This is a genomic window from Burkholderia sp. AU15512, from assembly GCF_002223325.1.
Classification (GTDB): domain Bacteria; phylum Pseudomonadota; class Gammaproteobacteria; order Burkholderiales; family Burkholderiaceae; genus Burkholderia.
In genome coordinates this window covers 1,265,823-1,291,501 of record NZ_NKEX01000006.1, presented here as the reverse complement: position 1 = coordinate 1,291,501, position 25,679 = coordinate 1,265,823, and the positions used below count along the sequence as shown (strand labels likewise).

The following is a 25,679-nucleotide window of genomic DNA, read 5'->3' as shown; positions in this document are numbered from 1 at the left end:
CGCGACCGGGCGCCCGCGGCAGGCGGCCGCTACGGCTTCGCGTTCACGGTCCGCGGGGTCTGTTCCGCCCGCAGCGTCTCGGCGAGATCGTGTGCCGCGCCGCCGATGTCGAGCGCGATGCCTGCGCGCACGCCTGCGCCGTCGCGCCGTTCGAGCGCATCGACGATGGCGCGGTGCGCATCCATCGAGCGCCGCATGTGCGGGATGTCGAGCGCGACCATGTTGAGGAAGGGGCCGACGCGCATCCACAGGTTCTCGACGATCGCGAGCGTGCTTTCGCTTGCGCCGTGCGCGTAGATCCCGCTGTGGAACGCGAAATTGCTTTGCAGGTAAGCGCGCGAGCGGCCTGCCTCGGCGTGCGCCTGCATCGTCTCGCAGGTCTTGCGCACGGCCGCGATCTGCGCGCCGCTCATGCGTGCGCACGCGCGTTCGGCGATGCAGCCTTCGAGTGCGATACGCACGTCGCGCAACTCGTCGAGCATGTCGAGCGTCATCGGCGGCACGACGAGCGCGCGATTCGGGCCGTCGACCAGCGCGCGCTCGGCGTGCAGCCGGGTGAGTGCTGCGCGCACGGGCATCGTCGACGAGCCGACCGCCTCGGCGACGCTGCGCAGGCTCAGCGCCTGACCGGGCGCGAAACGGCCGCTCATCAGCGCTTCGCGCAGTTGCTGGTAGACCTTGTCGGCCATCGTTTCCTGTTCAACGGCTTTCAGTGCGGGCGTGACGATACGAGGCGCCAAGACGGGGTTCTCCGAGGTTTGATCTGTGATGTGTGATCACACTTGCAATGTGCAAAGTGTTGACGATCGAAGGCATCGAGTCAAGGCGAACGGGATCGGGGAAAACGCGGAGGAGGGTGGTTGAAGCGGTGGCCAGGCCGGCACCACGACGGGCCCGGCTACCGCGTACGAGCAGGCGCCCGGCGCTGGCAAGGCTATTGGCAGCGGCACTCGCGCGTCGTGCAACCCGGCGTGCCGCGACAGGGCGCACGCGGTGTCTGCCATGTGGCGCGTGCTACTCGAGCGTCCGGATCGAATTGCTGATGCCGCGTGCGCAGTCGATCACGGCCGGCGCGAGCTTGCGGCGCGCGTCGTCGAAGGTCCAGCGGCTCGTCGGCGCCACCACGTGCACGGCGGCCACCGGCTGCCCCTGGCTGCCGAGCACGGGTGCGGCAATCGACATGTCGCCGATGAACAGCTCCTCCTGGTTGGTGGCATAGCCTTCGAGCCGCGCGCTGTCGAGCAGCGCGACGAGTTCGTCGAGCGCCGTGACCGTGCGCGGCGTGTGCAGCGGACGCGCCATGCCGTCGAGACGCGCGCGCGCGTCGGCGGGCGGCAGCGCGCTCAGGAATGCACGGCCGGAACCGGTGCAATACATCGGGATGCGGCTGCCGATCGGCATGTGGATCGGCACGAACTTCGTCGACACGAAACGCGCGACGTACACCATCTCGTCCTCGTCCGGCTCGGTGAGGTTGGTGGTTTCGCCGGTCAGGTTCGTGAGTTCGGACAGAAACGGATTCGCCACGTCGATCAGCGTATCGGCCGCGAGATAGTTGAAGCCGATCCGCATCACGTGCGGCGTGAGCTGGTAGCGCCGCGTCACTGGATGCTTGCGGATGTAACCGAGCTTCTCGAGCGTATAGACCATCCGCTGCGCCGAGCTTTTCGTCATGCCGGCCGCGTCGGCGACTTCCGCCAGCGTCATCGTGCGCCGCTTCGCGCTGAACGCGCGCAACACGTTCAGCCCTTTCTCCAGCGACTGGTTGAACAGCAGGTCGTTTGACTGATCGGGCGACGTTTCCATGTGCAAGGGGCCGAAGCGATTCGATATCGCATCATACCGTATCGCATATCGATACTCAAAAATCTTTTTACGATATTTTTGATTCGTTTTAAGATCGAGTCATCGTCGCAGTGTCGATCCGCGACCGGCCGGCGCACCGAAGTATTCGAGAAGGAGACATCATGGTTTCGTTCATCAAGCGGTTCGGCGCACTGGCCGCCGGTTTCGCCACCTGCATCGCTTTCTCCACGGCATCGGCCGGCGCCGGTGCGGCCGAGCCCACGCTGAAGGTCGGCGCGACGGCCACCGGCGTGCCGTTCACGTTTCTCGACGTCAAGAGCAATTCGATCCAGGGGATGATGGTCGATGCGATCACCGCGGCCGGGAAGTCGGCCGGGTTTCGCGTCGACGTGCAGCAGACCGTGTTCTCGGCGCTGATCCCGTCGCTCACCACGCAGAAGATCGACATCATCTCGGCCGCGATGCTGAAAACGCCGGCGCGCCAGCAGGTCGTCGACTTCTCCGACACGGTCTATACGTTCGGCGAAGGCCTGATCGTGAAAGCGGACGACCCCGGCCGCTATACGTCGATGGACGATTTCAAGGACCAGGTGGTCGGCGCGCAGGTCGGCACGGCGTTCGTCGATGCGCTCAACAAGAAGGGCATCTTCAAGGAAGTCCGGACCTACGATTCGATCGCCGACATCATGCGCGACGTCGCGCTCGGCCGCATCAAGGCCGGCTTCGCCGACCAGCCGATCGTCGCGTACCAGATCGAACACGGCGTCAACCGCCAGGTCCGGCTCGTGCCCGAATACCAGAGCGTCGTGAAGGGGCAGGTGTGCTTCATCGTGCGCAAGGGCGACACGGCGACGCTCGAACAGCTCAACGGCGCGATCCGCAAGATGAAGAGCGACGGCACGCTGCAGCAGATCCTGCAGAAGTGGCACATGAGCTGAGCGCGCGCCCGGGATTCCCGAGCGGTATCGCCCGCGCATCGCGGGCACCCACTGCGATGTGCCGCAGGGTCGTCGCATAGGAGACCTCATGTTTTTTCAGAACGCGATCGATTTCCTGCCGATCCTGCTGAAGGGGGCGGTGGTCACGATCGAGATCACGGCATGCGCGTTCGTGCTCAGCTCGGTGCTCGGGCTGATCCTCGCGTTGCTGAAGGTGTCGCCCAACCGTGCCGTGTCGACGGTCGGGAGCACGGTCGTCAACGTGATTCGCGGCCTGCCGATCATCGTGCAGCTGTTCTACATGTACTTCGTATTACCCGATCTCGGCATCCAGCTGTCGGCATTCCAGGCCGGGGTGCTCGGCCTCGGCATCGCGTATTCGGCCTACCAGGCGGAAAACTTCCGCGCGGGCATCGAGGCGATCGACCGCGGCCAGATCGAAGCCGCGCACGCGATCGGCATGCGCGGGCCGATGATCATGCGGCGCGTGGTGCTGCCGCAGGCGTTCCGCATCGCGCTGCCGCCTTACGGCAACACGCTGGTGATGCTGCTGAAGGATTCATCGGTCGCGTCGACGATCACGGTCGCGGAGATCACGCGCGCCGGCCAGCTGATCGCGTCGTCGACGTTCCAGAACATGAGCGTCTATACGCTCGTCGCGTTGCTGTATCTGGCGCTCGGCCTGCCGCTGATGTTCGGCGTGAACCGGCTCGGCAAGCGACTCTCGCTGAGGAGAAGCGCATGATCCGGATCGATGCGATACACAAGCGCTTTCAGCAGCACGCGGTGCTGAAGGGCGTCAGCCTCGACGTGCAGCAAGGTGAGGTCGTGTGCCTGATCGGGCCGTCCGGCTCGGGCAAATCGACCGTGCTGCGCTGTATCAACGGCTTCGAGACTTACGACGAAGGATCGATCACGATCGACGGCGTGAAGGTCGACGCGCATTCGAAACGGATCCACGAGCTGCGGATGCGGGTCGGCATGGTGTTCCAGCGCTTCAACCTGTTCTCGCATCGCACGGCGCTCGAGAACGTGATGGAAGGGCCGGTCCACGTGCGGCGCACGCCGGCCGCGCAAGCGCGCGAGCAGGCCCGCGCGCTGCTCGACAAGGTCGGGCTCGCGCACCGGATGAATGCGTACCCGTCCGAGCTGTCGGGCGGGCAGCAGCAGCGCGTCGCGATCGCACGCGCGCTCGCGATGGAGCCGCAGGCGATCCTGTTCGACGAACCGACGTCGGCGCTCGACCCCGAACTCGTCGGCGAAGTGCTCGGCGTGATGCGCGGCCTCGCGCGCGACGGCATGACCATGGTGGTCGTCACGCACGAAATGGCATTCGCGCGCGAGGTGGCCGATCGCGTGTGTTTCCTGCACGACGGCACCATCTGCGAAAGCGGATCCGCGCGCGACGTGCTCACGCAGCCGAAGCATCCCCGCACGCAGGAATTCCTGCGTCGACTGCTGGCGTCGGACGACGCCGCCAACCCGGATCGAACATGAGTGCAAGGAACGCGGCACCCGGATGGCCCGACGCCCAGTGGCCGGATTCGCTGTGGGCGGCGACCGCCGCGCCGGCGCCCGAAACGCCCGCGCTCGACGCTTCCGCGTCGTGCGACGTGGCGATCGTCGGCGCCGGCTTCACGGGACTGTCGACCGCGCTTCACCTGGCCGAACGTGGCGTGAGCGTGCGCGTGATCGACGGCGCGCAGCCGGGCTGGGGCGCGTCCGGCCGCAACGGCGGGCAAGTGATCCCCGGCCTGAAATACGACCCCGATGAATTGATCCGCCGGTTCGGCGACGAAGCCGGCGAGCAGCTTGCCGCCGTGGTCGGCGGTGCGGCCGACACGGTATTCGACCTGATCGCGCGGCACGCGATCGACTGCGATGCGCGGCGCCACGGCTGGATCCAGCCGGCGCCGACCGCCGCGATGCTCGACACGGTCGCCCGGCGTGCGCGGCAATGGGCCGCGCGCGGCGCACCGGTCGAACTGCTCGGTCGCGACGAGGTCGCGCGCCGGCTCGGCACGCGAGTGTATGCGGGCGGCTGGATCGATCGCCGCGCGGGCAGCGTGCAGCCGCTCAGCTATACGCGCGGCCTCGTGCGCGCCGCGCAGGCGAGCGGGGCGATCGTGCACGGGCTGACGCGCGCCGTCGGGCTGACGCGTGCCGACGGACGCTGGCAGGTCGCGACGGCTGGCGGCGCGACGGTATCGGCGGACCGCGTCGTGATCGCGACCAACGGGTACACGGACGGGCTGTGGCCGGGTTTGCGCCAGTCGGTGATCGCCGCGAACAGCTTCATCGTCGCGACGCAACCGCTCGCGCCGGAACTCGGTCGCGACATCCTCGCCGGCGGCGAGGTCGCATCGGATGCACGGCGCCTGTTGCTGTACTTCCGGCGAGATGCTGCGGGACGCCTGCTGATGGGCGGCCGCGGCCCGTTCGCGGAACCGCGTGCGACGAGCGACTGGCGCCATCTCGAGCGTGCGACGACGCTGCTGTATCCGCAACTGAAGGGGGTCCGGTTCGAGTACCGGTGGGCCGGGCGCGTTGCGATCACCGCGGATTTCATGCCCCACGTGCACGAGCCCGCGCCGGGCGTGACGATCGCGCTCGGCTACAACGGGCGCGGCATCGCGATGGCGACGACGCTCGGCAAGCATCTGGCCGCGCACCTGTCGGGCGATGCGCAACTGCCTCTGCCGTTCCGGCGCACGCCGATCCGGCCCATTCCGTTTCACGGGCTGCAGCGCTTCTACATTGCGGCCGGCGTGGCCTGGTATCGGCTGCTCGACGGCCTGTCGTGAGGCAGGCGAGACGTCGAGTCGCCACCCGCCGGCGGATCAGGCAGAATCGGCTCCCCCCAGTTTCTATCGACGGAGTCCGCATGACCGATCCGAACGAACCACCCGGCCGCCAGGCATACGCGAGCTTCGCGCAACGCTACGCCGACATCGCGCCGACGAAGGCGCACAACGCGCTCTACGAACGTCCGGCAACGATGGCGCTGCTCGGCGACGTCGACGGCCTGGCGGTGCTCGATGCCGGCTGCGGGCCCGGGATCTGCAGCGAACACCTCGCACGCCTGGGCGCGACTGTGCATGCGTTCGACGTCACGCCGGAGATGGTCGCGCTGGCGAAAACGCGCTGCGAGGGCCTCGCGGTCAACGTCGTGGAGGGCGATCTGGAGGGGCCGCTCACGTGGTTGCCCGACGAAGCGTTCGACAAGATCGTCTGTTCGCTTGCGTTCGACTACGTGCGCGACCTTGCGCCGACGCTGCGCGAATTCCGGCGCGTCGCACGGCCGGGCGCCACGCTCGTGTTTTCGATGGCGCATCCGATGCGCGACTGGATGGACGAACGCACGCGCGGCGAGGGCACCTATTTCGATACGTCCCGCTTTGGCTTCCACTGGTCGGGTTTCGGCGAACCGAAACCCTATGTCGAAGCGTGGCGGCGGCCGCTTGCCGACATCCTGAACGCCGTGGCCGACAGCGGCTGGCGGCTCGACCGGTTCGTCGAGCCGAAGCCGCTGCCGGAGATGAAGGCCGCATCGGAGCGGCTTCATGCGGAGCTGTCGCTGGCCCCGGCGTTCCTCTGCATCCGCGCGCGCCGCTGATACGACGCGGCGGTCATCCCGCACTCAATGCCGAACCGGCTCGTCGTTCAGCGTGCCGAGGAACGCTTCGATATCCTTGATGTCCTGCGCCGTCATCGCGGGCCGGTCGCCCGGCTTGCGGTCGAACGGCGCATCGGTCACGTCCACGTTCGCGCGATATTTCGGCGGGATGTCGTCGTACTCGTCGACCTTGCCGTCCGCGCTGCGCGAATAGAACTTCTGCGGCGAGATGCTGCGCTCGTTGTAGAACGCCATCACCTGGTCGAGCGTGTGGAACACGCCGTTGTGGAAGAACACGTGGCGCGTCGCCGAATTGCGCAGCGTCGGCGTCAGGAACATCCCGCAATACTGCGTCTGGTCCTTCAGGTCGTCGCGGAACGGCCCGCACACGCCGAGATCGTAGAACGCCGGGTTGCGGTTCTGCGCCAGTTACGTGGGGCAGCGCCAGGCTGGCCATTGCAGTGACCACTAGCGCCGCCAGCAGCGCGAGCCTGTTCTTCGCATTGCCAGTCGCCTGTTCGATCGCGCCGGCGACAGGCGGCCCGACGGAGCCGCCCGGCAGCCAGCAGGTATTCACGAGCCCGAGCCCGCTCGCGAGCGCGCTGCCGGCAAGCTGCGACGCGGGAAACGTTTAGATCATCAGTTGGTGGCAGAACCACTCGAAAATCGCGAGCCAGATCTGCGGATCGCGCCGCGCCGAATGCACGGCCGCCTTGCATGGCGACGCCTGTGAAATGAACGAATGAGAAAACAATATCAACCATTATTCAGTTTCCTGAATTGCAATTTCAATTGCGCATGGAGAGAAATAATGGAGGTTGAAATTTGTTGAAAATCCGAAGTCCGCGCCGTACCGTATCGTCGCGAACGGCAAATCCGAATCTGATTGCCTGCCCGTTTTCCCTCGCCGGTGTCTGCCTGGTCGAAAAGGAGTTTCGATGAGTCAAGAGACAATTCTGCCTGTCGCGGTCGAACAGGCAATCGGCAAGCTCGATGGAGCGGCTTTCGCTGCGCCGGCGATCAACCACCTTGCGGTCATTCTCGACGGCAACCGGCGCTGGGCGAGCCGACGCCAACTGCCGATGATTGATGGCTACCGCGCCGGCGGCAAAAACGTCCACGCACTGCTGTCCTGGTGCAGGGATGTCCGTATTCCAATGGTTACGCTGTGGCCGCTCTCCGCGGATAACCTCAAGCGGGATGACGATGAACTGCACGGGCTTCTGACCGTCATTGTCGAGGTGCTCGACGCGCTGACGGACGGCGGCCTCTGCCGGCTGCGCGTCATCGGCGATCTGACCAGACTGCCAACGGCCGTGACGGAGCGCATACGCACGGCCGAGCGGCGCACCGTCGGCGTTGACGGTATCGACGTGAACGTCGCGATTGCCTACAGCGGGCGTCTTGAGCTGCTGCACGCGTTCCGGTCGCTAATCTCGGAATACGCAGCGGCCGGCACACTGGACCACCTGCTGGCCGATCTCGGCCCGGAACTGGTCGCGAGCCGGCTCTATACGGCCGGACTGCCCGATCCGGATTTCGTGATCCGGACGTCGGGGGAGCAGCGGCTATCGAACTTCATGCTGTGGCAAAGCTCGTATTCCGAGCTGTATTTCACACCGGTATGCTGGCCCGATTTCAGACGGTCCGATTTTGACGAGGCGATGCGATTCTTCCATTCTCGCCAGCGTCGTTTCGGGCGTTAATGAATTTTCCTGCGCATATAACTCAAAATGGGTATTGCGGCCATTGCGCGTGAGCACCGGCAAGTGCAGGGTGACGCGGCTATTGCAGTTTCAAAGCAGAAATGAATCGGGAGCGGTTATGCCAATTGTTGACTTCGATGTGCCATTTTCCGCCAGCCTGCATCCCCAGCTTGCCGCATTGGTGGACGCTCATGAACAGTGGCTACGGGAGAAAGGGCTCGCCGGCAGCGAGCCCGCCGTGCAGAGCCTGATGAAGACGGATCTGCCCTTGGCGGTCGCGTGGATGTGGGGAAACATCCCGTTCGAGGACAATCGGATCATTTGCGACACCATGATGTGGGCGGCCGTGTTTGACGATTATTGCGTGCGCAACAATGGCGACCTTGCTCGGGTTCGCCCGGTGCTGGAGAGGGTGATCGAGATCGTGCGCGACCCCGATGCTTTTGCCCCGCAGTCAGGGCCCGAGTCAGCCTGGCTGGATATATGGGCGCGGGTGAGGGAGGGCGACATGTCGTCCGAATGGCGCGCACGTTTCCTGCGGGATTTGGGGGATTACTTCCAGCGCCTGCTGGAAGAAACCGAAGAACACGCGGCGGATACCTGGGACCCGGACGTGCAGACCTATCTGCGGAAACGGGTCAGGAGCTACGCCTACCATATGCTTCTCGATCTGGGCGAACGCGGGAACGCGATTGAACTTCCTTCCGCGCTTCTCGGATCGGGGTACATCGAAGACGTGGCGTTTGTGTGCTTTGCCGCATGCTGCATCGTGAACGATGTCGTCTCGCTGGAGCGCGAGGAGAGCGAAGGTGAGCGCAACAACATCGTGATCCAGTTGACGCATGGGCACGGCATGAGCCGGGCCCATGCCATCGCGGAGTCACAGCAGATTGTCGCGCGTCTTTGTCAGGATTTCATCGCACTGAAATCCGGCATGCCTGCCTGGTGCGAGAGCATGGGGCTGGACGCCGCGCTACAGGAGCAACTGGGCCGCTACGTCGCGATGATGGAAGGAATCATGCGCGGCAACTACGAATGGCATCGCGCGATGCCGGGCCGATATCTGCCGGAAAATCACACGGAATCGATGCAGGACACTTATCTTTCGCGCATCGAGACATGACGCCGGAAACGCTCGCGCTCGCCCGCATGCGTCGCGCGGGCGATCGGTCGAGCGCGAACCGGCCGCGCCGCGCGTCGCGCGGGCTCGCACTCAATGCCGAACCGGCTCGTCGTTCAGCGTGCCGAGGAACGCTTCGATATCCTTGATGTCCTGCGCCGTCATCGCGGGCTGGTCGCCCGGCTTGCGGTCGAACGGCGCATCGGTCACGTCGACGTTCGCGCGATATTTCGGCGGGATGTCGTCGTACTCGTCGACCTTGCCGTCCGCGCTGCGCGAATAGAACTTCTGCGGCGAGATGCTGCGCTCGTTGTAGAACGCCATCACCTGGTCGAGCGTGTGGAACACGCCGTTGTGGAAGAACACGTGGCGCGTCGCCGAATTGCGCAGCGTCGGCGTCAGGAACATCCCGCAATACTGCGTCTGGTCCTTCAGGTCGTCGCGGAACGGCCCGCACACGCCGAGATCGTAGAACGCCGGGTTGCGGTTCTGCGCCAGCTCCTTGTTGCGCGGCGCGCCGAGCGCCTCGTACTGGTAATCGGTCAACATCGGCGGCAGCCCGTCCTTGCCGGGTTTCGACAGATGGCAGCCCGCGCAATTCGCCTTGTCCGGATCGTTGAACAGGCGCAGCCCGCGCAGTTCGGCCTGCGTGAAGCGCGCACGGCCTTCGAGCCAGCGGTCGTACTTGCTGTTGTACGGATGGAACGACGGATCTTCCACCTGGTAGCGCGCGATCGCGAACATCGCCTCCGACACCGCGAGCTGCGGGCTGTCGAACACGCGCGGGCCGAACAGTTGCTCGAGCTGCGCGCGGTGCGACGACTGCTTGAGCTTGCGCGCGACGTCGGCGACGCTCGCGTTCGCCATCTCGACCGGATTCAGCAGCGGGCCGAACGCCTGTTGCTGCAGCGTATCGGCGCGGCCATCCCAGAACAACCCGCCCTGCGGCACGAGTTGCGGCGCGGCCGACGTGCCGGCCACCTTCTGCGCCTTCACGACGCCGGCCGCGGATGCAGCCTGCTGCGCGACGCTCGGCGCGGCGTCGTTTTCACCGGCATCGGGGCCGATGCTGAAGTTCGGCTGACGGTACAGGTACATCAGCGACGGCGGCGGGCGATAGCCCTGCTGCGTCATCGCGAGGCCGCCCGGCTGCACGTCGAGCGCATTCGGCGGGCCATACGCATGATCCGGGCTGTGGCACGACGCGCACGACTGCTTGCCCGACGCGGACAGCGACGGATCGGCGAACAGCGCGCGGCCGAGCTGCGCGACCGCCGACAGCGGTTGCGCAGCGGGCCGCTGCAGCACGACCGGATGCGGGTTCGCGCCCGTCCAGTCGGCGACGACGGTGCCGATCGCCGCGGGCACCTGCGCGGGGAACGCGATCGCGAACGCGCCGTAGCCGAGCACGGCGGCGCCGATCACGAACGCCGCGCGGCGCAGCAGGCGGGAAGGGGCACGCGGCGTAGGTGTGCCGGCGGCATCGGGAGACGGAAACGCGGGGCGGGCTGTCATGCTGTCGGTCGAAAAACGGGCGTCGCACGAAGCGACGCGTTGAAATGGAAACGGCCGGCGCGTGCTGCGCCGGCCATGCGGTCACGACGTCCCGGTCAGATCGCCGGTGCCGAGCTCAATACGGTGCCGAGCGTCGGGTCGAGGTACAGCGGCGTCGTGTTCGGCTTCGACGTGAAGTCGAACAACGCGCGCAGGTCGCCTGCCGTCGCATCGAACGAGCCGCCGCCGATGCGCTGGCCGCCGAGCCAGTTGTCCTCGATGAAGCGCACGACGGACGCCTGGTCGAGCATCGTGTGGTCGACGTAGTTCTGCTTCGCGTACGGCGAGATCACGACGAGCGGAATGCGCACGCCCGGGCCGCAGCGGCCGTTCACGGTCGCGCCGTTCACGCCGGTGGTGCCGCCCGTGCCGCACTTGCCGCTGCCGTTGACCTGGTCGACCGGGTCCGACGATGCGTGCGTCGGCGCCGTGTACACGTGGTCGTACCAGCCGTCCGAGTCGTCATAGGTGACGATCACGGCCGTGTTCTGCCAGTCCGGCTGCTGTTGCAGGAAGTTGACCACCTTCGTCACGAACGCCTGCTCGTCGAGCGGATCCGAATAGCCCGCATGCCCGTCCTGCGCCGCCGGCGCCTTCAGGTAGCTGACCGACGGGAAGTTGCCGGCCTTCACGGCGGCGAAGAAGTCGTCCGTGTCGTACTGGTGGTTCGCCGGTTCGGCGGTCTTGCCGTCGGTCTGGAAGCTCGAACCGATCGCGGCGACCGAGCTCGGGCGCGTGTGCTGCGGGTTCGCGGTCGACGCGTAGTACTGGAACCAGTTGTGGTGCGGGATGTAGTCGGACGTCGCGGCGTTCACGGCGGTGGCGACCGTGCTGCGCGCGCAGCCCGTGGTGCCGTTGCCGTTCGTCGTCGACAGGTTGAAGCCGCCCATGAAGCCGCCCCACGTGATCTTCGCGCCGTTCAGCAGGTCGCCGATGTTCTTGCCCGTCATCATCGCCTGGTCGGTCGTGCTCGAGCACACGTCGAAGCCCGGGTCGACGTCGTTGATCATCGTGAAGCCGCCCTGGCCGTCGTTGATGTAGTACGAGGTCGCGGCGAGCGTCGACGGCTGCTTCGACGTCTTGACGATCTGCATCCCGTTGGTCTGGCCCGACACGACGTTCAGCGCCCCCGGCGTCGACGGGCCGTAGACCGTCGTGAACGTGTTGTCGCTCATCGCGAAGCGCTGCGCGTAGTTCCACAGTGCCGTCACGGTGTTGCCGTCGAAGTAGCCCATCACCTGGCCCTTCGTGCCGAACGCGCCGGCGCCGCCGGACGAGCCCTTGCCGGTGTATTTCGGGAACAGGTCGGCGAGGCCGTTGTCCTCGGCCTGCTGCTCGGCCGTGTACGCGTGGTTCTGGTCGGCGGTCGCGGCCTGCGTGCGGTCGAGGCGGAACGGGTTCGCCGCGTCGGTGCCGTTGGCCGTGTTCGTGAAGTTCGGGTTCGCGGTGAGCAGCGTGCCGGTCAGCCCGTTGATCGTCGGCGTGCCGGACTGGGCGGTGAACGCCGGTTCGCCCGACGGGTTCGTCGCGTTCGGGTAGGTGCCGAAGTAATGGTCGAACGAGATGTTTTCGCCGTAGATCACGACGACGTGCTTGATCGGCGTGGCGGTCTGCAGCGCATCCTGCGACGACACGGCAGGCGTCGACGTGGGATCGTCGCTGCCGCCGCAGGCGAACAGCGCCAGCGCCGCGGCTGCGCAGGCGGTGACGAGCAAGGCTTGACGGAACATCGGGAAACTCCAGGTAAGGTCTTCGATGGTGGAGAGCGGCCCCGTCGCCGTGTCGGTTCGGCGCGAAGCTCTTGAGCGAGCACGCGCATTGGAACAGCCCCATATGAAGATATGGGGACGGAGTGGTTTCGTCGCGATTGCGTTGCGGTATCGATTTCATTACGGCGGAATGCGACGCGAAAGCGAACGGAAAGGGGCTGCCCGCATGCCACCTTCGCGTCACATCTCGCGGTGCGTGGGTCGGTTGCCGCGGATGCCGCGCGGGGCAGGCGAAAGGACGTGATCGACCGGTGGCCGCACGGTGCGCTGCAGCGCCCTTTTTTTGACAATCGGATGACGTATTCCTACGATGAACGCCCTGCGGCGACGATTCGCGTGGCCGACCGTCAGCGAGTATTCACCGTGCCGATCCCCGTTCTGTTTGCCGTCCTCTGTGCGGCGTTCCTGCACGCGTCGTGGAATGCGCTCGTCCGCAGCAGCGGCGACCGGCTGCGGTCGGCCACGGTGCTGCAGATCGCGATCGGGCTGTTCGCGCTGCTGTTCCTGCCGGCCGCGGCGCCGATCACGCCCGCGAGCTGGGCGTGCGTCGTCGCGTCGGCCGTGCTGCACGTCGTCTATACGCTGCTGCTGGTGCGCGCATACGAGCACGGCGACCTCACCGTCGCGTATCCGGTCGCACGCGGCACCGCGCCGCTGCTCGTCACGCTCGGTGCGGCGGCGTTCGCGGGCGAGCGGCTGAACCCGGGCGCGCAGGCAGGGCTCGTGCTGATCTGCGCGGGCATCCTGGCGATCGGCCTGGAGCGCGGGCGCGGCGCGAAGCACCGGATGATGCAGGTGCTGCCGACCGCGTTCGCGACCGGCGTGTCGATCGCGGCCTACAGCGTGGTCGACGGGATCGGCGTGCGGGAGAGCGGCAATACGGTCGGCTATACCGCGTGGATGTTCGTGCTGACGGGCGCGATGATGGCGGCCTACTACCGGCTGCGGGCGGGGCCGCTGCGGCTGACGCAGGAGGTCGGCGAAACGGCGAAGGCCGCGTGCGGCGGCGTGTTCGCGGCGCTCGCGTACGGCATCGTGATCTGGGCGATGGATCGCGCGCCGATGGGGCCGGTGTCGGCGCTGCGCGAAACGAGCGTGGTGTTCGCGGCGCTGATCGCGCGCGTGTATCTCGGTGAGCGGCTGACGCCGCGCCGGGCGGCCGGTTGCATGGTGATCGCGGCGGGGGCGTTGCTGATCAGTGCGTTCGAAGCGGTGCGGTGAGTCGATGCGAAAGCCGTTGGTTTCGGCGAGTGCGAGAGTAATCGTTGCACGCGCAGCACGGTGGACTGTCGCTGATGGAGACTGTTGACGGAAACCGGGATGCGCTGGTGACGAGCAAGCCCCAAATGAATCCGACAAAGGCGGCAGCCAGTCGTTTCACTCAATTTCCCAGAAAAGGATTTCTGTCGAATCGACCAGATCCAAGTACCAATTTCCGCGTCGACCCCGAAGATAATCGAGCGGGTTGATCATGGACCGCACGCTGATGCGAAACCGCCAGAATGACGTGGCAGAGGGCGTGAGTGTGCACTCGGGGTAGAGCGATTCGTGACCCGATGAGGTTCATGGCCGGCATGGCGCGTCACGATCACGAAGATCGCGCCATGAAATCGCATCGGGTACGAGCGTAGTCAACTTACTTTCCGGCTATCAAACCGAAGCTCGCGTGAGCTTGCCCACAAGTCCCCCATAGCTCTGGCACGAGATGGCACATGGTTTGCACATGCGACTGCAAAGTGTCGGCGTCTTCCGCTGATAAGTCTTGTAGCGAAAGCTCAGTCAGAAATTGACCAACGTGCGTAGCCCAATCGGCCAAATCAGCATGGGCTGCACATCCCAATATTCCTACCCGAAACGTTTCATCAGCAGTAAGTCGCCCGGGGGCGACACGCCAATTGACGCGCAGTGTCGTTCGGATAGCCTCGCACAGCTTTGTGCTACGGCTGACAGCCGCAACGGAGGCTAAGCCTAGAAGGCAGGCGGGCAGGGTGACATGTTCGTCAGCCTGAATTTGGTAGTGGTAGCGCTCAAGAGCGTCAGCTACGAGACCAGCTAGATGATCGGGGATATGAAACCACAGGGACGCGTTGATCAAGCTGATGAATGTCGCGGTGTCGATCGCTCCTTTCAGCGACTCCGCTAGCCGAGCTGTTACCTCTGGCGAAAGTTCAATCTGTGAGCGAGTTCCGCCCTCGAGCGGGCCTGGTAGATGTGCCGCCGCGCGATCGATCTGATGTGTAATGACCTGTGCGACATCTCCAATGAGTCGTTCTTCCAGTCCTAAGTCTTTGGCAGCCTCCGGCGCACAATTCGCGGCCGTCCAGACTCGACCCAACAATTCGTTTTTCCATTGTTCGGCTGAACCAAGCTCCGGAAACCAACGTGGCTCAATCCGCATGTCGAGCAGAGTCTGGATTACGAAATACCTATCGCTCACGTTCTGCAGCCAGCGGACGAGTTCGGTTCGGTCCGCGACTAGTGTCAGAAAGTGGTTGCCGATCCAACTCGCGTGCGCGATAGCTGCCAGTCGGCGAGCGAAGGGTGGCCATGTCGCAAGGATGCGGCGTTTGGCCATTTGGGCGTAGATGCAGGTGAACAGGGCTGAATGGAGTCCGAACGTGTCTATCTCGTCAGTTGGTTCGCCGTCGAGAAACGCATTGATCAACGCTGCTAGCGGCTGCGTCAGTGTTGGGTGTTTTTGTACCCTCCGCAGGCCAACTTCGATTGCGCCAGTGCGGCTTATAGGATCGCCACTTTCAGCCAGTCGCAAGATTTCAGTGACTAGGACTTGCTCGTCGCCTTTCCACTCTCGTTCAATCAGCGGGCTGATAGATTGGTGGGAGCAGAGAGGCCACGCTAAGCTCAATGCTCGTCGATGACCGCCGGCGAGTAGTTTTGCTAGGAACGGAGCAGTCACCTCGGCAACATATTCTTCTAGCGTAATGGCGCCACCGATGCCGCCAACCAGCTGGCGGTAGTAGGCCTCATCTCGGGGTACAAGGGTATCAAGCGATAGATTTCCGGCTTCTAGGCTTTCGCGAATGGCTTCGGCTACTCGAATAGGTGTGTTTTGAAGCTCATCTCGGAGTGCAGTAATCTCGCGGTCCGTCGGTACTCTCTGCTCAAGCAGTACGCGCCAGCGATCTATCACATCACTTGGGAGCTGGTTATGGTCGGCAATCTGTTCGAGAGCATGAAGGCGCATCTTAACTTCAGGCGCAAGCAGAGCGAACTGGGCAACAATGAACCGTTTGTCGCCTTGCACGAGCGCAACGTTGGGCGGCTGAGATTCGCCAACAAACACGATTATCCATTCATCACCGGTGACAGTCTTAACGGTTGGAGTAGAGACTCGGTCATAGGCCGAAGCAATGGCTGGGAAAAGCTGGGATCGTAAAAACGACAAATCTTCCGAACCGAGTGTGATCGTTGCATCTGTCTCGATTTCATCCTGATCAAGAATGTCGGGCCTTGATAGCAGTTCGTGCCTGAGCAGCGGTGCGTAGCTATTGGCGAAGACCATGACACGAGCTGCCCGGAGGTATTTATCTTCGGCGATCATTTGCCGTTCTCCCAATTTTCCTTCACTACTTCACCGAATAACTCTGCCGCTGATGCGACAACTTGACGAAAGATCTCCGGTTCAGTTTCTTTGATTTCTCTGAAAATTCGCTCGTCGATCCACTGATGATAGGCGCTGTTCTTTTGCTTCAGGGCAATTGTCGGAGCGCAACAAAGTGCGTGAAGTATTCCCGCGTAGCTCATCACGGAGAACTGCGTAGCGGCACGTGGGTCAGCAATCGACGCCCACCCGCGAACGTCAAGTTGCCCAAGTAGCCATTCGCAACGGGCTTCCGCGACCTTTGGATCGTTTTCTCCGTCCCACACCGAGCTCACGGCTTGAATCAGGGCGACGATGTACTGATTGAGCCATGCGAGCTCGGTGGGAGCTTGGAGCACCTTTGCCAGCCTCAAACGCTGGGCGGCTTCTCGTATCGCCCGAAGTTCTGCGGTTTCAATCAGTGATCCATTTTCGAGCGGCGCCTGCATCACGTGATGTGCCAGCTCATCGTTAAGCACGGGTACAAAGGTGTACCCGGATCTTCTGAGTGTCGTTCGGTGCTCTCGCCCCTCATCTACACTGAGGTAGCCAGAAGCGACTAGATGTTCCACTACATCCAGGCTGGTCAGAATGGGGGTCTGTTGGTCGCCACGCGTCATATGAAGATAGCGATTTACGAAGCGATCATCGACGACAAAAGCATCAACTAACTTATCTGTAGCTAGGAAATTCAGTTGGGCTTGTGGCCGAGAATCCTCTCTATCGCGATCGGGAGACGCGATCGTTTCGATCTGGCGATCTGCTATTGCGGGGGCCAGTATCGCCCGGATGTTCTCGATGACGGCGAGTTGTTCATCGGCAAAACTTTCGTAAGCCAGAAGTTCATTGTCTCGATCATCTAGCGACTTCGTAACGTAGACCGTGAAACCTGAACCCTTTAGTTTCCCGAGGACGCCCGCTGTCCGTAGATAGCTTGTCGATAGATCGTCCAAATAGAGGCTAGCGCCGTCTCGGATGCGTGGTTCGCTCGGCCAGCGCTTCTCATGGAGTTTGAGATGCGAAAGGGCTCGTTGCTCTTCGGCTGCTGTGATCATTCCTTTTAAGCGGAGTGCCTCGACTACCGCATGACAACTGCACAAACGCGCCTCGTATTGTGTAAGGTCGACCTCCTCTTCCATTACGCTGCCAAGGCGCCGAACCGGTGTGGGGCGGACGACGTAGGCATGGTTCGGCGATTGAGTCGCGGTTTCTAGCATAGACGCCAGGTCAACTCCCACCTCTTGGACGAGGAAGGGGTTCGCCGACACTTCAGATTCAAAGATTTTCAGAGAATTGTTCGCGAGTAAGCGCTTCAGGGCCTGCGCGTCCTTGACGCGGCTAGGTTGATGGAAAGCGACGCGCTGGCGTTCCTGAAATAACCATACCAACAGTTGATCTGGAATGAGCACGCGCTCAAAGTGATCGATGACTTTCTGCAAAATGCTGAGCTGCGCGAAGGTAAAGATCGCCGTGAGATCAAGCGCTATGCGCTTCGGCTCCGTTTGGACCGTTGGCGGTCGTGCCCCGCTGAAGGCATATACAACACTGCGCCGCCGCGCGTCGGACTCCAGTCGATTGGCCGCTGGGCGCAGCAGACAATTTTCGATCATCGATTGATTTAGGGCGTAGGCCGCACCGGAAATCGTGATCTCACCGGCCCTTAACGCCGTTGAGAAATGAGTCTGGCGACGATCCCAATTTGGCTTCATCTCGTCAAACAGTTCTCTCATCGTGACCGATTTCAGAGGACCGTGATCGTCTGACTTTGCAGCCGCGCGCAGCAGCCAATCGCTGACCATCGAATCACTTTCCCATCCAGCATTTGACGCGTGGAAGTATGCCGGAGCCAAAATGTGGGGATTTTCAGGGTCAGCTTCTGTTGATGCAATGATTAGATCCTTCGCATGGGGAGAATTCACTGCCTGAGCCAATTGACCCGCATTCAGCAATTCCGCTGCAGTACGATCGCCTTTGTGTTCCCACTCGCGCGTCGCATGTTCGACCAGCGTGTTCCATTGACCAGATGCGATAGCAAGGTTGACGAAAAGAGCGCGGTCGTTGATGTGATCTCGCTCAGTGCGCAAGAGTGTCAGAATCTCTGACGCCTTGCTAAATTGGCCATCGTGATAGAGCGCCCAAGCGAGTAGCGATTGCAGATCGTTATCCTGATCAACAATGTCAGGAATATTTTCCAAGAACCCCAGAGCACGCTTATGCTCGCCGGCGCCATTAAAAGCGCGGGTTGCGCGCAACGCGTTTTGGACCGAGTGCGTCTGATTGAATAGCACCTCGACCAACGGGCATAGGTCCTGCCACGCACTCTCTTCTTCAAGAGTGTCGACGAGGTTCACGAGATCGCGTAGTTCGCCAGTCTTCTCGTATAGTTTCCGGCGCTCGGAAGCCGGGTCGGCTCCGTCCGCCTCGGCGATCATGCGTTGCAAGCGCTGATATTCCAGCGCGCCTATCTCTATCGGCATCAATTGAGCTAGAGCTGTTTTCGCTGTGTTGACCTGCCCCGATTTGCACAGTAGTTCGATTTCTATGGCGAGGAGTGGTGTGCGCTCGAGAAACTCGCTTAGCTGGCTGCGGTGTGCGGCGATGTATTCGACGGCCGCCGCGGGGGTTCCTTTCGTCATTGCGAGCGCCAGTCGAGCTAAGGCTTCGTCGGCAGTGCCTTTGCCGGTCAGTGCAACCCGCTCATTTATGCGGCGTTCTACTGTTTCGAGATCGATTTTGAGGCCGAACTGCGCGGCAAGTGGAAAGCGCCTGATCATCAGCGCATCGTTAGACATGTTTTCGCGCAAAGCTGCCAAAGCAAGATCATGAAGCTCGGGGTCGCGAAGGCGAAGCCACAAAGCCATGTCAGAACTCAGCTGCGCAGCTTCGTTGGCTCCGAATTCCTTGGCGACGGTCGCTTGCTTCTCATAGAATTCTATGGCGCAGCGTCGATCGTGCAGCGCTTGCCGATTATCTGCAATGGGGAAGTGTGCGGCATTGAGCGGAACTTGTGAGAGCGCCTGTGTCCGCAATTCCTCGGGAACGATTTGAGCGAGATGGGCTTGAGCGGCTGCATAGTTCAATACTGGCGTCTCTTCAAAGTCGGCGGCAGTAAGTAATTGAACATTCGCATACGCGTCGCTCCAGCACCCAGCAAGCTCTTGGTTCATGATGAGTGTCAGTTTGCCGTCACCACTGAAAGAGGTGAGGCTTAAGCCAGCGCTTCGTACCCAGTCAAGCGAGCCCTCGTGTCCTCTCTCATTGCTGACGATACGCAACATGACGGATCGGGATTCAGATGTTCCCAGCGGTGCAAGCAGCGCTAGGCCGGCGGTGCTCGACGAGGACTCAGCGGCCACGATACATGCGTTGGCAATGTCGGTTTCCGGAGATCCCCCAAGATCACGCGACTTCGCCAGCAGTTCCTTGGCGCGCGCGAGATTCTCATCCTGGGTGAGCATCCTGGCACACCAGGCTAATGCTCGGGCTCTAACTTCCTTGGAGCCACCGGCAAGCTCGGTGCTCTCAACACTCGCCGCTAGAGCGCGGGCTTTGTCAACGCTGGAATATCCTGCGAGATGTCGAGCTTGCCGGATACGGCGTACCTCTGCGTCGATTTGCTGATCCGTAAGCGCCACGGTGAAGGCGAATTGCTGAACTTGTTCTTGGCGATGTATGGCCTCAGCAGTGTCTCTCTGGAATTTTGCCTCGTGGTCCCGTTTCCACTGCTTCAAAAGGTCAGCGGGGTAGTTCTGATATTGGGTATCCACCATTGGATGATGGAACCCGCACAAGAGGATCAGATTGTCAGGGCTGTTCCGTTCTTCGTCGCTGAGACCGGGCTGTCCTCGTGGGCCGTTATCGGAAGCGGCATATATATGGCAGATTTGGCCCAATACAGCGTCATGAGACTGCTCAGTCCCAGAAACTATGACAGGATTTGTGCAATCGGGATGAGCGCATTGGTTGCCGCTGCTGCCGAACAAGACTTTGATGGTCTTGAGTGAATATGAACGATTTGCCATGGGGTATCTTAGCTTCCGGCAAAGGCATTAGCGCCTAGGGTGCCGTCGATCGCCTGTGGGCGATTCGCGGTGAGCGTCCACCGCGATGCGCGTTAAGGCCAATTGCGATAAAGGTTGCTGCACATTCTGCCACTCACCACATCGGGATGAATTGCCGCCAATATTTTTTTTATCGTCGGTCCCAGGCGCATTAAGGAGTGGACGACGATCGCCCATAGAAAACAAGTCGCCTATTAGACTTGTACGATTTTTCGAGAAATCTGCCAACGATTTTTGGGCGTCTTGTTAATTATTGATATGGGCAAGGACGGAGCCGACCACGTTTTCCGAGCAATCGTTGATCGCAACCGGCGCGCTGGCGTTACGCCTCTACCGGCATCGCACTCGTGCACTTGATCTCGTCGAGGCACACGCTCGAATGCACGCCGCTCACGCCGGGAATGCGCATCAGCGTCTCGAGCAGGAACCGCGACAAGCCCTTCAGATCGTGCGCGACGACCTTCAACACGTAGTCGATGTCGCCCGTCACCGAGAAGCACTCCTGGATCTGCGCGAGATCGGACACCAGTTTCTGGAACTTCGACAGGTCGCGGATATGCCCGCGCTCCATCGTCACGTGCACGAAAGCGGTCACGCCGAAACCGAGCGTGTCGGGGCACAGCCGGGTTTCATAGCGACGGATCGCACCGATTTCCTCCAGCCGCCGGTGGCGGCGCAGCGTCTGCGCGGGTGACAGGCCGACGGCCTTCGCCAGGTCGAGGTTCGACGCGCGGCCGTTCTCCTGCAGGATCGCGAGCAAGTGGCGATCGAGGCGATCCAGAACCGGTTCATGCATTTTTATTTCCTCATCCGTCTCCCAGATGCAATCTTATCTCATAATGTAGGGTTTGCATGAACGGGTTACGAAACCCGATTTCGCCGTCGCGACGCTAAACTGACGCCGGATTTTCGTGTGCGAGCGCAGCAAGGCGGGCGCGGCGACGGTCGGCGGCCGGTCTGGCGGGCACGCCGACGCGAATCGGGCGCCGCCACGCGAAGATTGCAGTCCCCAACCCGGCGGCTCCACGAACGGCCCCGGCACACCAAAACAGCGCCCGGCACACCGAGGCGCGCCGCACCCCGCTGCAGGCGGGCGCGGACAGAGTGGAGAAGACATGGTTTCTGGAAACGAGAGCGACGGCCTGAAGCGCGGGCTGAAGAACCGGCACATCCAGCTGATTGCGCTCGGCGGCGCGCTCGGCACGGGGCTGTTCCTCGGCATCGCGCAGACGATCAAGATGGCGGGCCCGTCCGTGCTGCTCGGCTACGCGGTGGCCGGCATCGTCGCGTTCTTCATCATGCGCCAGCTCGGCGAGATGGTCGTCGACGAGCCCGTCGCCGGCTCGTTCAGCTACTTCGCCAACAAGTACGTCGGCCACTTCACCGGCTTCCTGTCGGGCTGGAACTACTGGGTGCTGTACATCCTCGTCAGCATGGCCGAGCTGTCGGCCGTCGGGATCTACGTGCAGTACTGGTGGCCGGGCGTGCCGACCTGGGTGTCGGCGCTGGTCTTCTTCGTCGCGATCAACCTGCTCAACCTGGCCAGCGTGAAGTCGTACGGCGAGACGGAATTCTGGTTCTCGATCATCAAGGTCGCCGCGATCGTCGGGATGATCGGCTTCGGCGGCTGGCTGCTCGCGAGCGGCCATGCGGGGCCGGAGGCGAGTGTCCGGAACCTGTGGCAGCACGGCGGCTTCTTCCCGAACGGCGTGTCGGGGCTCGTGATGTCGATGGCGGCGATCATGTTCTCGTTCGGCGGGCTCGAGCTGATCGGCATCACCGCGGCCGAGGCCGACGATCCGAAGCGCAGCATTCCGCGCGCGACCAACCAGGTGATCTATCGCATCCTGATCTTCTACATCGGCGCGCTCGCCGTGCTGCTGTCGCTGTATCCGTGGGAAAAGGTCGTCACCGGCGGCAGCCCGTTCGTGCTGATCTTCCACGCGCTGAGCAGCAACCTGGTGGCCAACGTGCTGAACGTGGTCGTGCTGACGGCCGCGCTGTCGGTCTACAACAGCGGCGTGTACAGCAACAGCCGGATGCTGTTCGGCCTCGCGAAGCAGGGCAATGCGCCGAAGGTGCTGTGCTCGGTGAACAAGCGCGGCATTCCGCTCGCCGCGCTCGGCGCGTCGGCGCTCGCGACCGGCGTGTGCGTGCTGGTCAACTACTTCATGCCGGGCAAGGCGTTCGAGGTGCTGATGGGCCTCGTCGTGTCGGCGCTGATCATCAACTGGGCGATGATCACGCTGATCCACCTGAAGTTCCGCCAGGCCAAGCGCGCGGCCGGGGAGGAGACTTCCTTCCGCAGTCTGGGCTATCCTTTCACGAATTACCTGTGCCTGGCATTCATGGCCGGCATTCTCGTCGTGATGTACCTGACGCCGGATCTCCGTCTGTCGGTGTACCTGATCCCGGTATGGCTCGCGGTGCTCGCGGTCGGGTATCGCTTCCGTCAGAAGAATGCAGGCTATGCGGTGCACGACGGCGCATCCGCACGCTGATACAGGCCACGACCGACCATTCTTCCAAACGAGACCGACTCAAGCCATGTTCGAACACATCGACGCGTACCCGGGCGACCCGATCCTCACGCTCAACGAGAACTTCCAGAAAGATCCGCGCGACCAGAAGGTCAACCTGAGCATCGGGATCTACTTCGACGCCGAAGGCCGGATTCCGGTGATGGGCGCCGTGCGCGAAGCCGAAACCGCGCTGCAGCGCGACAGCGGCGCGAAGCCGTACCTGCCGATGGTCGGCCTGGCCGCGTATCGCGACGCCGTGCAGGCGCTCGTGTTCGGCGCCGATCACCCGGCCCGCGCGGCCGGCCGCATCGCGACGCTGCAGACGCTCGGCGGCTCCGGCGCACTGAAGGTGGGCGCCGATTTCCTGAAGCGCTATTTCCCGGAATCGCAGGTGTGGCTCAGCGATCCGAGCTGGGAAAACCATCGCTTCATCTTCGAGCGCGCCGGCTTCACGGTGAACACGTATCCGTACTACGACGAAGCGACGGGCGGCCTGAAGTTCGACGCGATGCTCGCGGCGATCGACGCGCTGCCGGCGCGCAGCATCGTGCTGCTGCACGCGTGCTGCCACAACCCGACCGGCGTCGACCTCGATGAAGGCCAGTGGGAGAAGCTGATCGACGTGATCGAGGCGCGCGGGCTGCTGCCGTTCGTCGACATGGCGTACCAGGGCTTCGGCGCGGGCCTCGACGCGGATGCGTTCGCGGTGCGCGAACTGGCCCGCCGTGGCGTGCCGGCGCTGGTCGCGAACTCGTTCTCGAAGAACTTCTCGCTGTACGGCGAGCGCGTGGGCGGCCTGAGCGTCGTCTGCGAGGATGCCGCCGCGGCCGACCGCGTGCTCGGCCAGCTGGCCGGCGCGGTGCGCTCGAACTACAGCAACCCGCAAACCTACGGCGCGAAGGTCGTGGCAACCGTGCTCGGCACGCCCGCGCTGCGCAAGCAGTGGGAAGAGGAACTGGCGGCGATGTGCCGCCGCATCGCGCGGATGCGCCAGTCGATCCATGACGGCCTGCGCGACCACGTCAGCGGCGAGGCACTGACGCGCTACGTGAAGCAGCGCGGGATGTTCACGTACACGGGCCTGACCGAATCGCAGGTCGACGCGCTGCGCGAAGTGCACGGCGTGTACGTCCTGCGTTCGGGCCGGATGTGTGTCGCGGGCCTGAACGACTCGAACGTCGCCATCGTCGCGGATGCCATCGGCAAGGTGCTGAAGAGCGGCGTCTGAGCGCGGCGCGCTCCGGCGCGCCACGCGGCTGGCCGAACCGGCTGTCTCCGCAAGGAGGCAGCCGGTTTTTCGTTGCGCGGCCGCAATGTGCGTCACCCGGCTGACGCGGGGGCACGCACGGCGGTACGATCACGGCATCCCACGCAACTCGGAAGGAAGCACATGGGCATCCGGATCATCCAGCTCGGCACGCCGCGCGCGGCCGGCGAGGGCCTGCGGATCGGCACGGTGCGGCGGCCGCCGCGCGGCGTGCCGAAGGCGGAATTCGCGTCGCGCAACTACTATGATGTATGGCTGCCGACGTTGTCGCCGAGCCCCGAACTCGTCGCCCAGGCGCAGGCCGCCAAAACCGATGCCGAATGGAACGCGTTCCGGCGTCACTTCCGCGCGGAGATGGCGCATGGCGATGCGCCGAAGGTGCTCGACCTGCTGGCGGCGCTGTCGGCGACCACCGCGTTTTCGATCGGCTGCTATTGCGACGACGAGCGCCATTGCCACCGCGGCGTGCTGCGCGAACTGCTCGCGGAGCGCGGCGCGGCGATCGAGCCCGACGCGGGCTGAAAGCCGTTTGCAGCGGCATCGCGCAGCCGCGCCGGCACGCCGCCGCGCCGTCATCGTGCGGCGCAGCGAACCGGTTGACGTGGGTCAAGCGTGCGGGCGCGCGCGCCACTATGCTCTTGTCATGGAGCCATCACGACGATGACAGGCCGACAGATGCAGATTGTTTTCCCGTCGGAACCACCCGAATATTGCGCACGCGACCTGGTCGTGGCGTTTTCGGCGCTGGTCGACGGACGGTGCGTGCAGTGCGCGGTCACGGCCGAGGCGCTGGAGGATCATTTCGGCGCGCCGTCGCTGCTCGAACGCGACCTGCTGGCCGCATTCGACGCGCACCGGTCGGCGATCGAGGCGATGGCACGACGCATGCTCGAGGAAATCGGCGGCCGGCCGGTGCTGCTGCACAGCGGCCACTTCCGGCTCGGAGACTGATACCGCAGGAGGGCGCATGACACTGCAGGGCAACATTCACGAACGCGACTGGTCCGTCGAAGTCGAGACGCGCCCGTGCGAATCGGGCGAATTCCGCTGCCGCGTGTCGGTCGAGCACGGCAGCGGCGCCGCGCGTTTTCATCATACGTTCGAGCACAGTCATGCGTATCCGACCGAACGCGAGGCGATGATCGAAGGGCTGCGGGCCGGCATGACGTGGATCGAGATGAAGACGTCGCAGACCTTCAACGTATGAACGGACCCGCGCCGGCGACGGCGCGGGCAGACTATCGGCCGGCAGCGATCGCAGAAATCGCGCCGTGCCACGGGCAACGCGTGCCGCCGCCTTTCGGTGGGGGCGGCACATGCAAGGCGGTCGACGAGCGGGCGGCCCCGTCAGGAGACACGACATGGGCGTGGGCATGCAGATCGCCTGCCTGGGATTCGCGGGGACCGCCGCGGTCGAAGCCGAAGCCGGCGCGCAGTTGGTGCGGCTCGAACGGTTTCGCACGCTGATCGACGGCTGTCACCTCGCCATTGAAGCGAGCGCCGACGCCGATGGCGCACGCGTGTACGACGTACGACTCGACCTCGTGATGCACGACACCGCGCGCTGGCCGCTGCCGCCGTGCGTCGGCGTCAACCTGGACGACGCGCTGCGCCGCGCGTTCATGCAGGCCGAACAGGCGCTGCTCGCGTGCCAGGCGGCCGGTGCAAGGGTGGGGCTGCGCAACGCGGCGGCCGATGGCGCGGTGCGATGATGCACCG

22 protein-coding genes and 2 pseudogenes are annotated in these 25,679 nt (G+C 63.6%); 15 read left to right on the top strand and 9 right to left on the bottom strand.

Annotated features, from left to right (window positions below; translation table 11 throughout):
- Nucleotides 1-29 precede the first annotated feature (29 nt).
- Together CFB43_RS25155 and CFB43_RS25150 are read right to left on the bottom strand one after the other, a co-directional pair.
- Nucleotides 30-740, bottom strand: coding sequence for a GntR family transcriptional regulator (locus tag CFB43_RS25155; protein ID WP_089497025.1), 711 nt, complete (start codon nucleotides 738-740; stop codon nucleotides 30-32).
- A 274-nt stretch (nucleotides 741-1,014) separates the two neighbouring features.
- Nucleotides 1,015-1,806, bottom strand: coding sequence for an IclR family transcriptional regulator (locus tag CFB43_RS25150; protein WP_089474814.1), 792 nt, complete (start codon nucleotides 1,804-1,806; stop codon nucleotides 1,015-1,017).
- Between the two features lie 161 nt (nucleotides 1,807-1,967).
- Here CFB43_RS25150 and CFB43_RS25145 point away from each other — a divergent pair, with 161 nt between their 5' ends.
- The 5 genes from CFB43_RS25145 (at nucleotide 1,968) to CFB43_RS25125 (ending at nucleotide 6,360) form a co-directional block, all read left to right on the top strand.
- Entirely contained in the window at nucleotides 1,968-2,744 is a 777-nt protein-coding gene (locus CFB43_RS25145; RefSeq protein WP_089497024.1) for an ABC transporter substrate-binding protein, read from the top strand.
- 88 nt (nucleotides 2,745-2,832) lie between these two features.
- Nucleotides 2,833-3,489 (top strand): amino acid ABC transporter permease, encoded by a 657-nt coding sequence (locus CFB43_RS25140; protein WP_046547751.1) that lies wholly within the window; start codon nucleotides 2,833-2,835, stop codon nucleotides 3,487-3,489.
- A complete protein-coding gene (locus CFB43_RS25135) occupies nucleotides 3,486-4,241 on the top strand; it encodes an amino acid ABC transporter ATP-binding protein (RefSeq protein ID WP_089442530.1) in 756 nt (251 codons plus the stop codon). The genes CFB43_RS25140 and CFB43_RS25135 overlap by 4 nt, the downstream gene beginning before the upstream one ends.
- Nucleotides 4,238-5,548, top strand: coding sequence for an NAD(P)/FAD-dependent oxidoreductase (locus tag CFB43_RS25130; RefSeq protein WP_089497023.1), 1,311 nt, complete (start codon nucleotides 4,238-4,240; stop codon nucleotides 5,546-5,548). Before CFB43_RS25135 ends, CFB43_RS25130 begins: the two co-directional genes overlap by 4 nt.
- A gap of 80 nt (nucleotides 5,549-5,628) precedes the next feature.
- Complete coding sequence (locus tag CFB43_RS25125) at nucleotides 5,629-6,360, top strand: class I SAM-dependent methyltransferase (RefSeq protein ID WP_089497022.1); 732 nt, start codon at nucleotides 5,629-5,631, stop codon at nucleotides 6,358-6,360.
- Nucleotides 6,361-6,384: 24 nt separating this feature from the next.
- Here CFB43_RS25125 and CFB43_RS25120 read toward each other — a convergent pair.
- Together CFB43_RS25120 and CFB43_RS38920 are read right to left on the bottom strand one after the other, a co-directional pair.
- Nucleotides 6,385-6,789 (bottom strand): annotated as a pseudogene (locus CFB43_RS25120) (cytochrome-c peroxidase); the annotation flags it as partial.
- 4 nt (nucleotides 6,790-6,793) lie between these two features.
- Nucleotides 6,794-6,991, bottom strand: a pseudogene (locus tag CFB43_RS38920) (MFS transporter); the annotation flags it as partial.
- A gap of 307 nt (nucleotides 6,992-7,298) precedes the next feature.
- Between CFB43_RS38920 and uppS the strand changes: the two are divergent.
- Nucleotides 7,299-8,066, top strand: coding sequence for a polyprenyl diphosphate synthase (uppS, locus tag CFB43_RS25115; protein ID WP_089497021.1), 768 nt, complete (start codon nucleotides 7,299-7,301; stop codon nucleotides 8,064-8,066).
- Between the two features lie 118 nt (nucleotides 8,067-8,184).
- Nucleotides 8,185-9,189: a terpene synthase family protein gene (locus CFB43_RS25110; protein ID WP_089497020.1), complete on the top strand. Its 1,005-nt coding sequence runs from the start codon at nucleotides 8,185-8,187 to the stop codon at nucleotides 9,187-9,189.
- A 90-nt stretch (nucleotides 9,190-9,279) separates the two neighbouring features.
- Here CFB43_RS25110 and CFB43_RS25105 read toward each other — a convergent pair whose 3' ends face one another.
- Complete coding sequence (locus CFB43_RS25105) at nucleotides 9,280-10,701, bottom strand: cytochrome-c peroxidase (RefSeq protein WP_089497019.1); 1,422 nt, start codon at nucleotides 10,699-10,701, stop codon at nucleotides 9,280-9,282.
- 95 nt (nucleotides 10,702-10,796) lie between these two features.
- Nucleotides 10,797-12,470: a phospholipase C gene (locus tag CFB43_RS25100; RefSeq protein WP_089497018.1), complete on the bottom strand. Its 1,674-nt coding sequence runs from the start codon at nucleotides 12,468-12,470 to the stop codon at nucleotides 10,797-10,799.
- A 402-nt stretch (nucleotides 12,471-12,872) separates the two neighbouring features.
- Here CFB43_RS25100 and CFB43_RS25095 point away from each other — a divergent pair, with 402 nt between their 5' ends.
- Nucleotides 12,873-13,730, top strand: coding sequence for an EamA family transporter (locus CFB43_RS25095; protein ID WP_089498133.1), 858 nt, complete (start codon nucleotides 12,873-12,875; stop codon nucleotides 13,728-13,730).
- Between the two features lie 415 nt (nucleotides 13,731-14,145).
- Here the strand turns inward: CFB43_RS25095 and CFB43_RS37965 are convergent, their stop codons facing one another.
- The gene (locus CFB43_RS37965; RefSeq protein WP_144023108.1) at nucleotides 14,146-16,071 is read right to left on the bottom strand and encodes a hypothetical protein; all 1,926 of its coding nucleotides are present in this window, start codon (nucleotides 16,069-16,071) and stop codon (nucleotides 14,146-14,148) included.
- The gene (locus CFB43_RS25080; protein WP_089497016.1) at nucleotides 16,068-19,568 is read right to left on the bottom strand and encodes an HTH domain-containing protein; all 3,501 of its coding nucleotides are present in this window, start codon (nucleotides 19,566-19,568) and stop codon (nucleotides 16,068-16,070) included. Before CFB43_RS25080 ends, CFB43_RS37965 begins: the two co-directional genes overlap by 4 nt.
- 117 nt (nucleotides 19,569-19,685) lie before the next feature.
- Between CFB43_RS25080 and CFB43_RS25075 the strand changes: the two genes are divergently transcribed.
- A complete protein-coding gene (locus CFB43_RS25075) occupies nucleotides 19,686-20,114 on the top strand; it encodes a hypothetical protein (protein ID WP_089497015.1) in 429 nt (142 codons plus the stop codon).
- 379 nt (nucleotides 20,115-20,493) lie between these two features.
- Here the strand turns inward: CFB43_RS25075 and CFB43_RS25070 are convergent, their stop codons facing one another.
- The gene (locus tag CFB43_RS25070; protein WP_039367332.1) at nucleotides 20,494-20,967 is read right to left on the bottom strand and encodes an Lrp/AsnC family transcriptional regulator; all 474 of its coding nucleotides are present in this window, start codon (nucleotides 20,965-20,967) and stop codon (nucleotides 20,494-20,496) included.
- 319 nt (nucleotides 20,968-21,286) lie between these two features.
- Between CFB43_RS25070 and CFB43_RS25065 the strand changes: the two genes are divergently transcribed.
- The 6 genes from CFB43_RS25065 to CFB43_RS25040 all read left to right on the top strand — a co-directional run bounded on the left by CFB43_RS25065 (nucleotide 21,287) and on the right by CFB43_RS25040 (nucleotide 25,672).
- Nucleotides 21,287-22,672, top strand: coding sequence for an amino acid permease (locus tag CFB43_RS25065; protein ID WP_069251526.1), 1,386 nt, complete (start codon nucleotides 21,287-21,289; stop codon nucleotides 22,670-22,672).
- Nucleotides 22,673-22,718: 46 nt separating this feature from the next.
- Nucleotides 22,719-23,921, top strand: a complete 1,203-nt coding sequence (locus CFB43_RS25060; protein WP_089474821.1) for an amino acid aminotransferase — start codon at nucleotides 22,719-22,721, stop codon at nucleotides 23,919-23,921.
- A gap of 162 nt (nucleotides 23,922-24,083) precedes the next feature.
- A complete protein-coding gene (locus CFB43_RS25055) occupies nucleotides 24,084-24,482 on the top strand; it encodes a DUF488 domain-containing protein (RefSeq protein ID WP_089497014.1) in 399 nt (132 codons plus the stop codon).
- Between the two features lie 138 nt (nucleotides 24,483-24,620).
- Nucleotides 24,621-24,911: a DUF1488 domain-containing protein gene (locus CFB43_RS25050; protein ID WP_089497013.1), complete on the top strand. Its 291-nt coding sequence runs from the start codon at nucleotides 24,621-24,623 to the stop codon at nucleotides 24,909-24,911.
- Between the two features lie 16 nt (nucleotides 24,912-24,927).
- A complete protein-coding gene (locus CFB43_RS25045; RefSeq protein WP_089497012.1) occupies nucleotides 24,928-25,167 on the top strand; it encodes a UDP-glucose 4-epimerase in 240 nt (79 codons plus the stop codon).
- 154 nt (nucleotides 25,168-25,321) lie between these two features.
- Nucleotides 25,322-25,672 (top strand): metal ABC transporter ATPase, encoded by a 351-nt coding sequence (locus CFB43_RS25040; RefSeq protein WP_089497011.1) that lies wholly within the window; start codon nucleotides 25,322-25,324, stop codon nucleotides 25,670-25,672.
- Nucleotides 25,673-25,679: the final 7 nt, after the last annotated feature.

What these genes read in the sequence shown, in the direction of transcription:
- CFB43_RS25075 (WP_089497015.1), top strand. Translation starts at nt 19,686, where the DNA reads ATGTCGAGCTTGCCGGATACGGCGTACCTCTGCGTCGATTTGCTGATC.
- CFB43_RS25065 (WP_069251526.1), top strand. Translation starts at nt 21,287, where the DNA reads ATGGTTTCTGGAAACGAGAGCGACGGCCTGAAGCGCGGGCTGAAGAAC.
- CFB43_RS25055 (WP_089497014.1), top strand. Translation starts at nt 24,084, where the DNA reads ATGGGCATCCGGATCATCCAGCTCGGCACGCCGCGCGCGGCCGGCGAG.
- CFB43_RS25135 (WP_089442530.1), top strand. Translation starts at nt 3,486, where the DNA reads ATGATCCGGATCGATGCGATACACAAGCGCTTTCAGCAGCACGCGGTG.
- CFB43_RS25045 (WP_089497012.1), top strand. Translation starts at nt 24,928, where the DNA reads ATGACACTGCAGGGCAACATTCACGAACGCGACTGGTCCGTCGAAGTC.
- CFB43_RS25125 (WP_089497022.1), top strand. Translation starts at nt 5,629, where the DNA reads ATGACCGATCCGAACGAACCACCCGGCCGCCAGGCATACGCGAGCTTC.
- CFB43_RS25100 (WP_089497018.1), bottom strand. Translation starts at nt 12,470, where the DNA reads ATGTTCCGTCAAGCCTTGCTCGTCACCGCCTGCGCAGCCGCGGCGCTG.
- CFB43_RS25110 (WP_089497020.1), top strand. Translation starts at nt 8,185, where the DNA reads ATGCCAATTGTTGACTTCGATGTGCCATTTTCCGCCAGCCTGCATCCC.
- CFB43_RS25060 (WP_089474821.1), top strand. Translation starts at nt 22,719, where the DNA reads ATGTTCGAACACATCGACGCGTACCCGGGCGACCCGATCCTCACGCTC.
- CFB43_RS25150 (WP_089474814.1), bottom strand. Translation starts at nt 1,806, where the DNA reads ATGGAAACGTCGCCCGATCAGTCAAACGACCTGCTGTTCAACCAGTCG.
- CFB43_RS25040 (WP_089497011.1), top strand. Translation starts at nt 25,322, where the DNA reads ATGGGCGTGGGCATGCAGATCGCCTGCCTGGGATTCGCGGGGACCGCC.
- CFB43_RS25105 (WP_089497019.1), bottom strand. Translation starts at nt 10,701, where the DNA reads ATGACAGCCCGCCCCGCGTTTCCGTCTCCCGATGCCGCCGGCACACCT.
- CFB43_RS25145 (WP_089497024.1), top strand. Translation starts at nt 1,968, where the DNA reads ATGGTTTCGTTCATCAAGCGGTTCGGCGCACTGGCCGCCGGTTTCGCC.
- CFB43_RS25050 (WP_089497013.1), top strand. Translation starts at nt 24,621, where the DNA reads ATGACAGGCCGACAGATGCAGATTGTTTTCCCGTCGGAACCACCCGAA.
- CFB43_RS25070 (WP_039367332.1), bottom strand. Translation starts at nt 20,967, where the DNA reads ATGCATGAACCGGTTCTGGATCGCCTCGATCGCCACTTGCTCGCGATC.
- CFB43_RS25140 (WP_046547751.1), top strand. Translation starts at nt 2,833, where the DNA reads ATGTTTTTTCAGAACGCGATCGATTTCCTGCCGATCCTGCTGAAGGGG.
- uppS (WP_089497021.1), top strand. Translation starts at nt 7,299, where the DNA reads ATGAGTCAAGAGACAATTCTGCCTGTCGCGGTCGAACAGGCAATCGGC.
- CFB43_RS25130 (WP_089497023.1), top strand. Translation starts at nt 4,238, where the DNA reads ATGAGTGCAAGGAACGCGGCACCCGGATGGCCCGACGCCCAGTGGCCG.
- CFB43_RS25080 (WP_089497016.1), bottom strand. Translation starts at nt 19,568, where the DNA reads ATGCTCACCCAGGATGAGAATCTCGCGCGCGCCAAGGAACTGCTGGCG.
- CFB43_RS37965 (WP_144023108.1), bottom strand. Translation starts at nt 16,071, where the DNA reads ATGATCGCCGAAGATAAATACCTCCGGGCAGCTCGTGTCATGGTCTTC.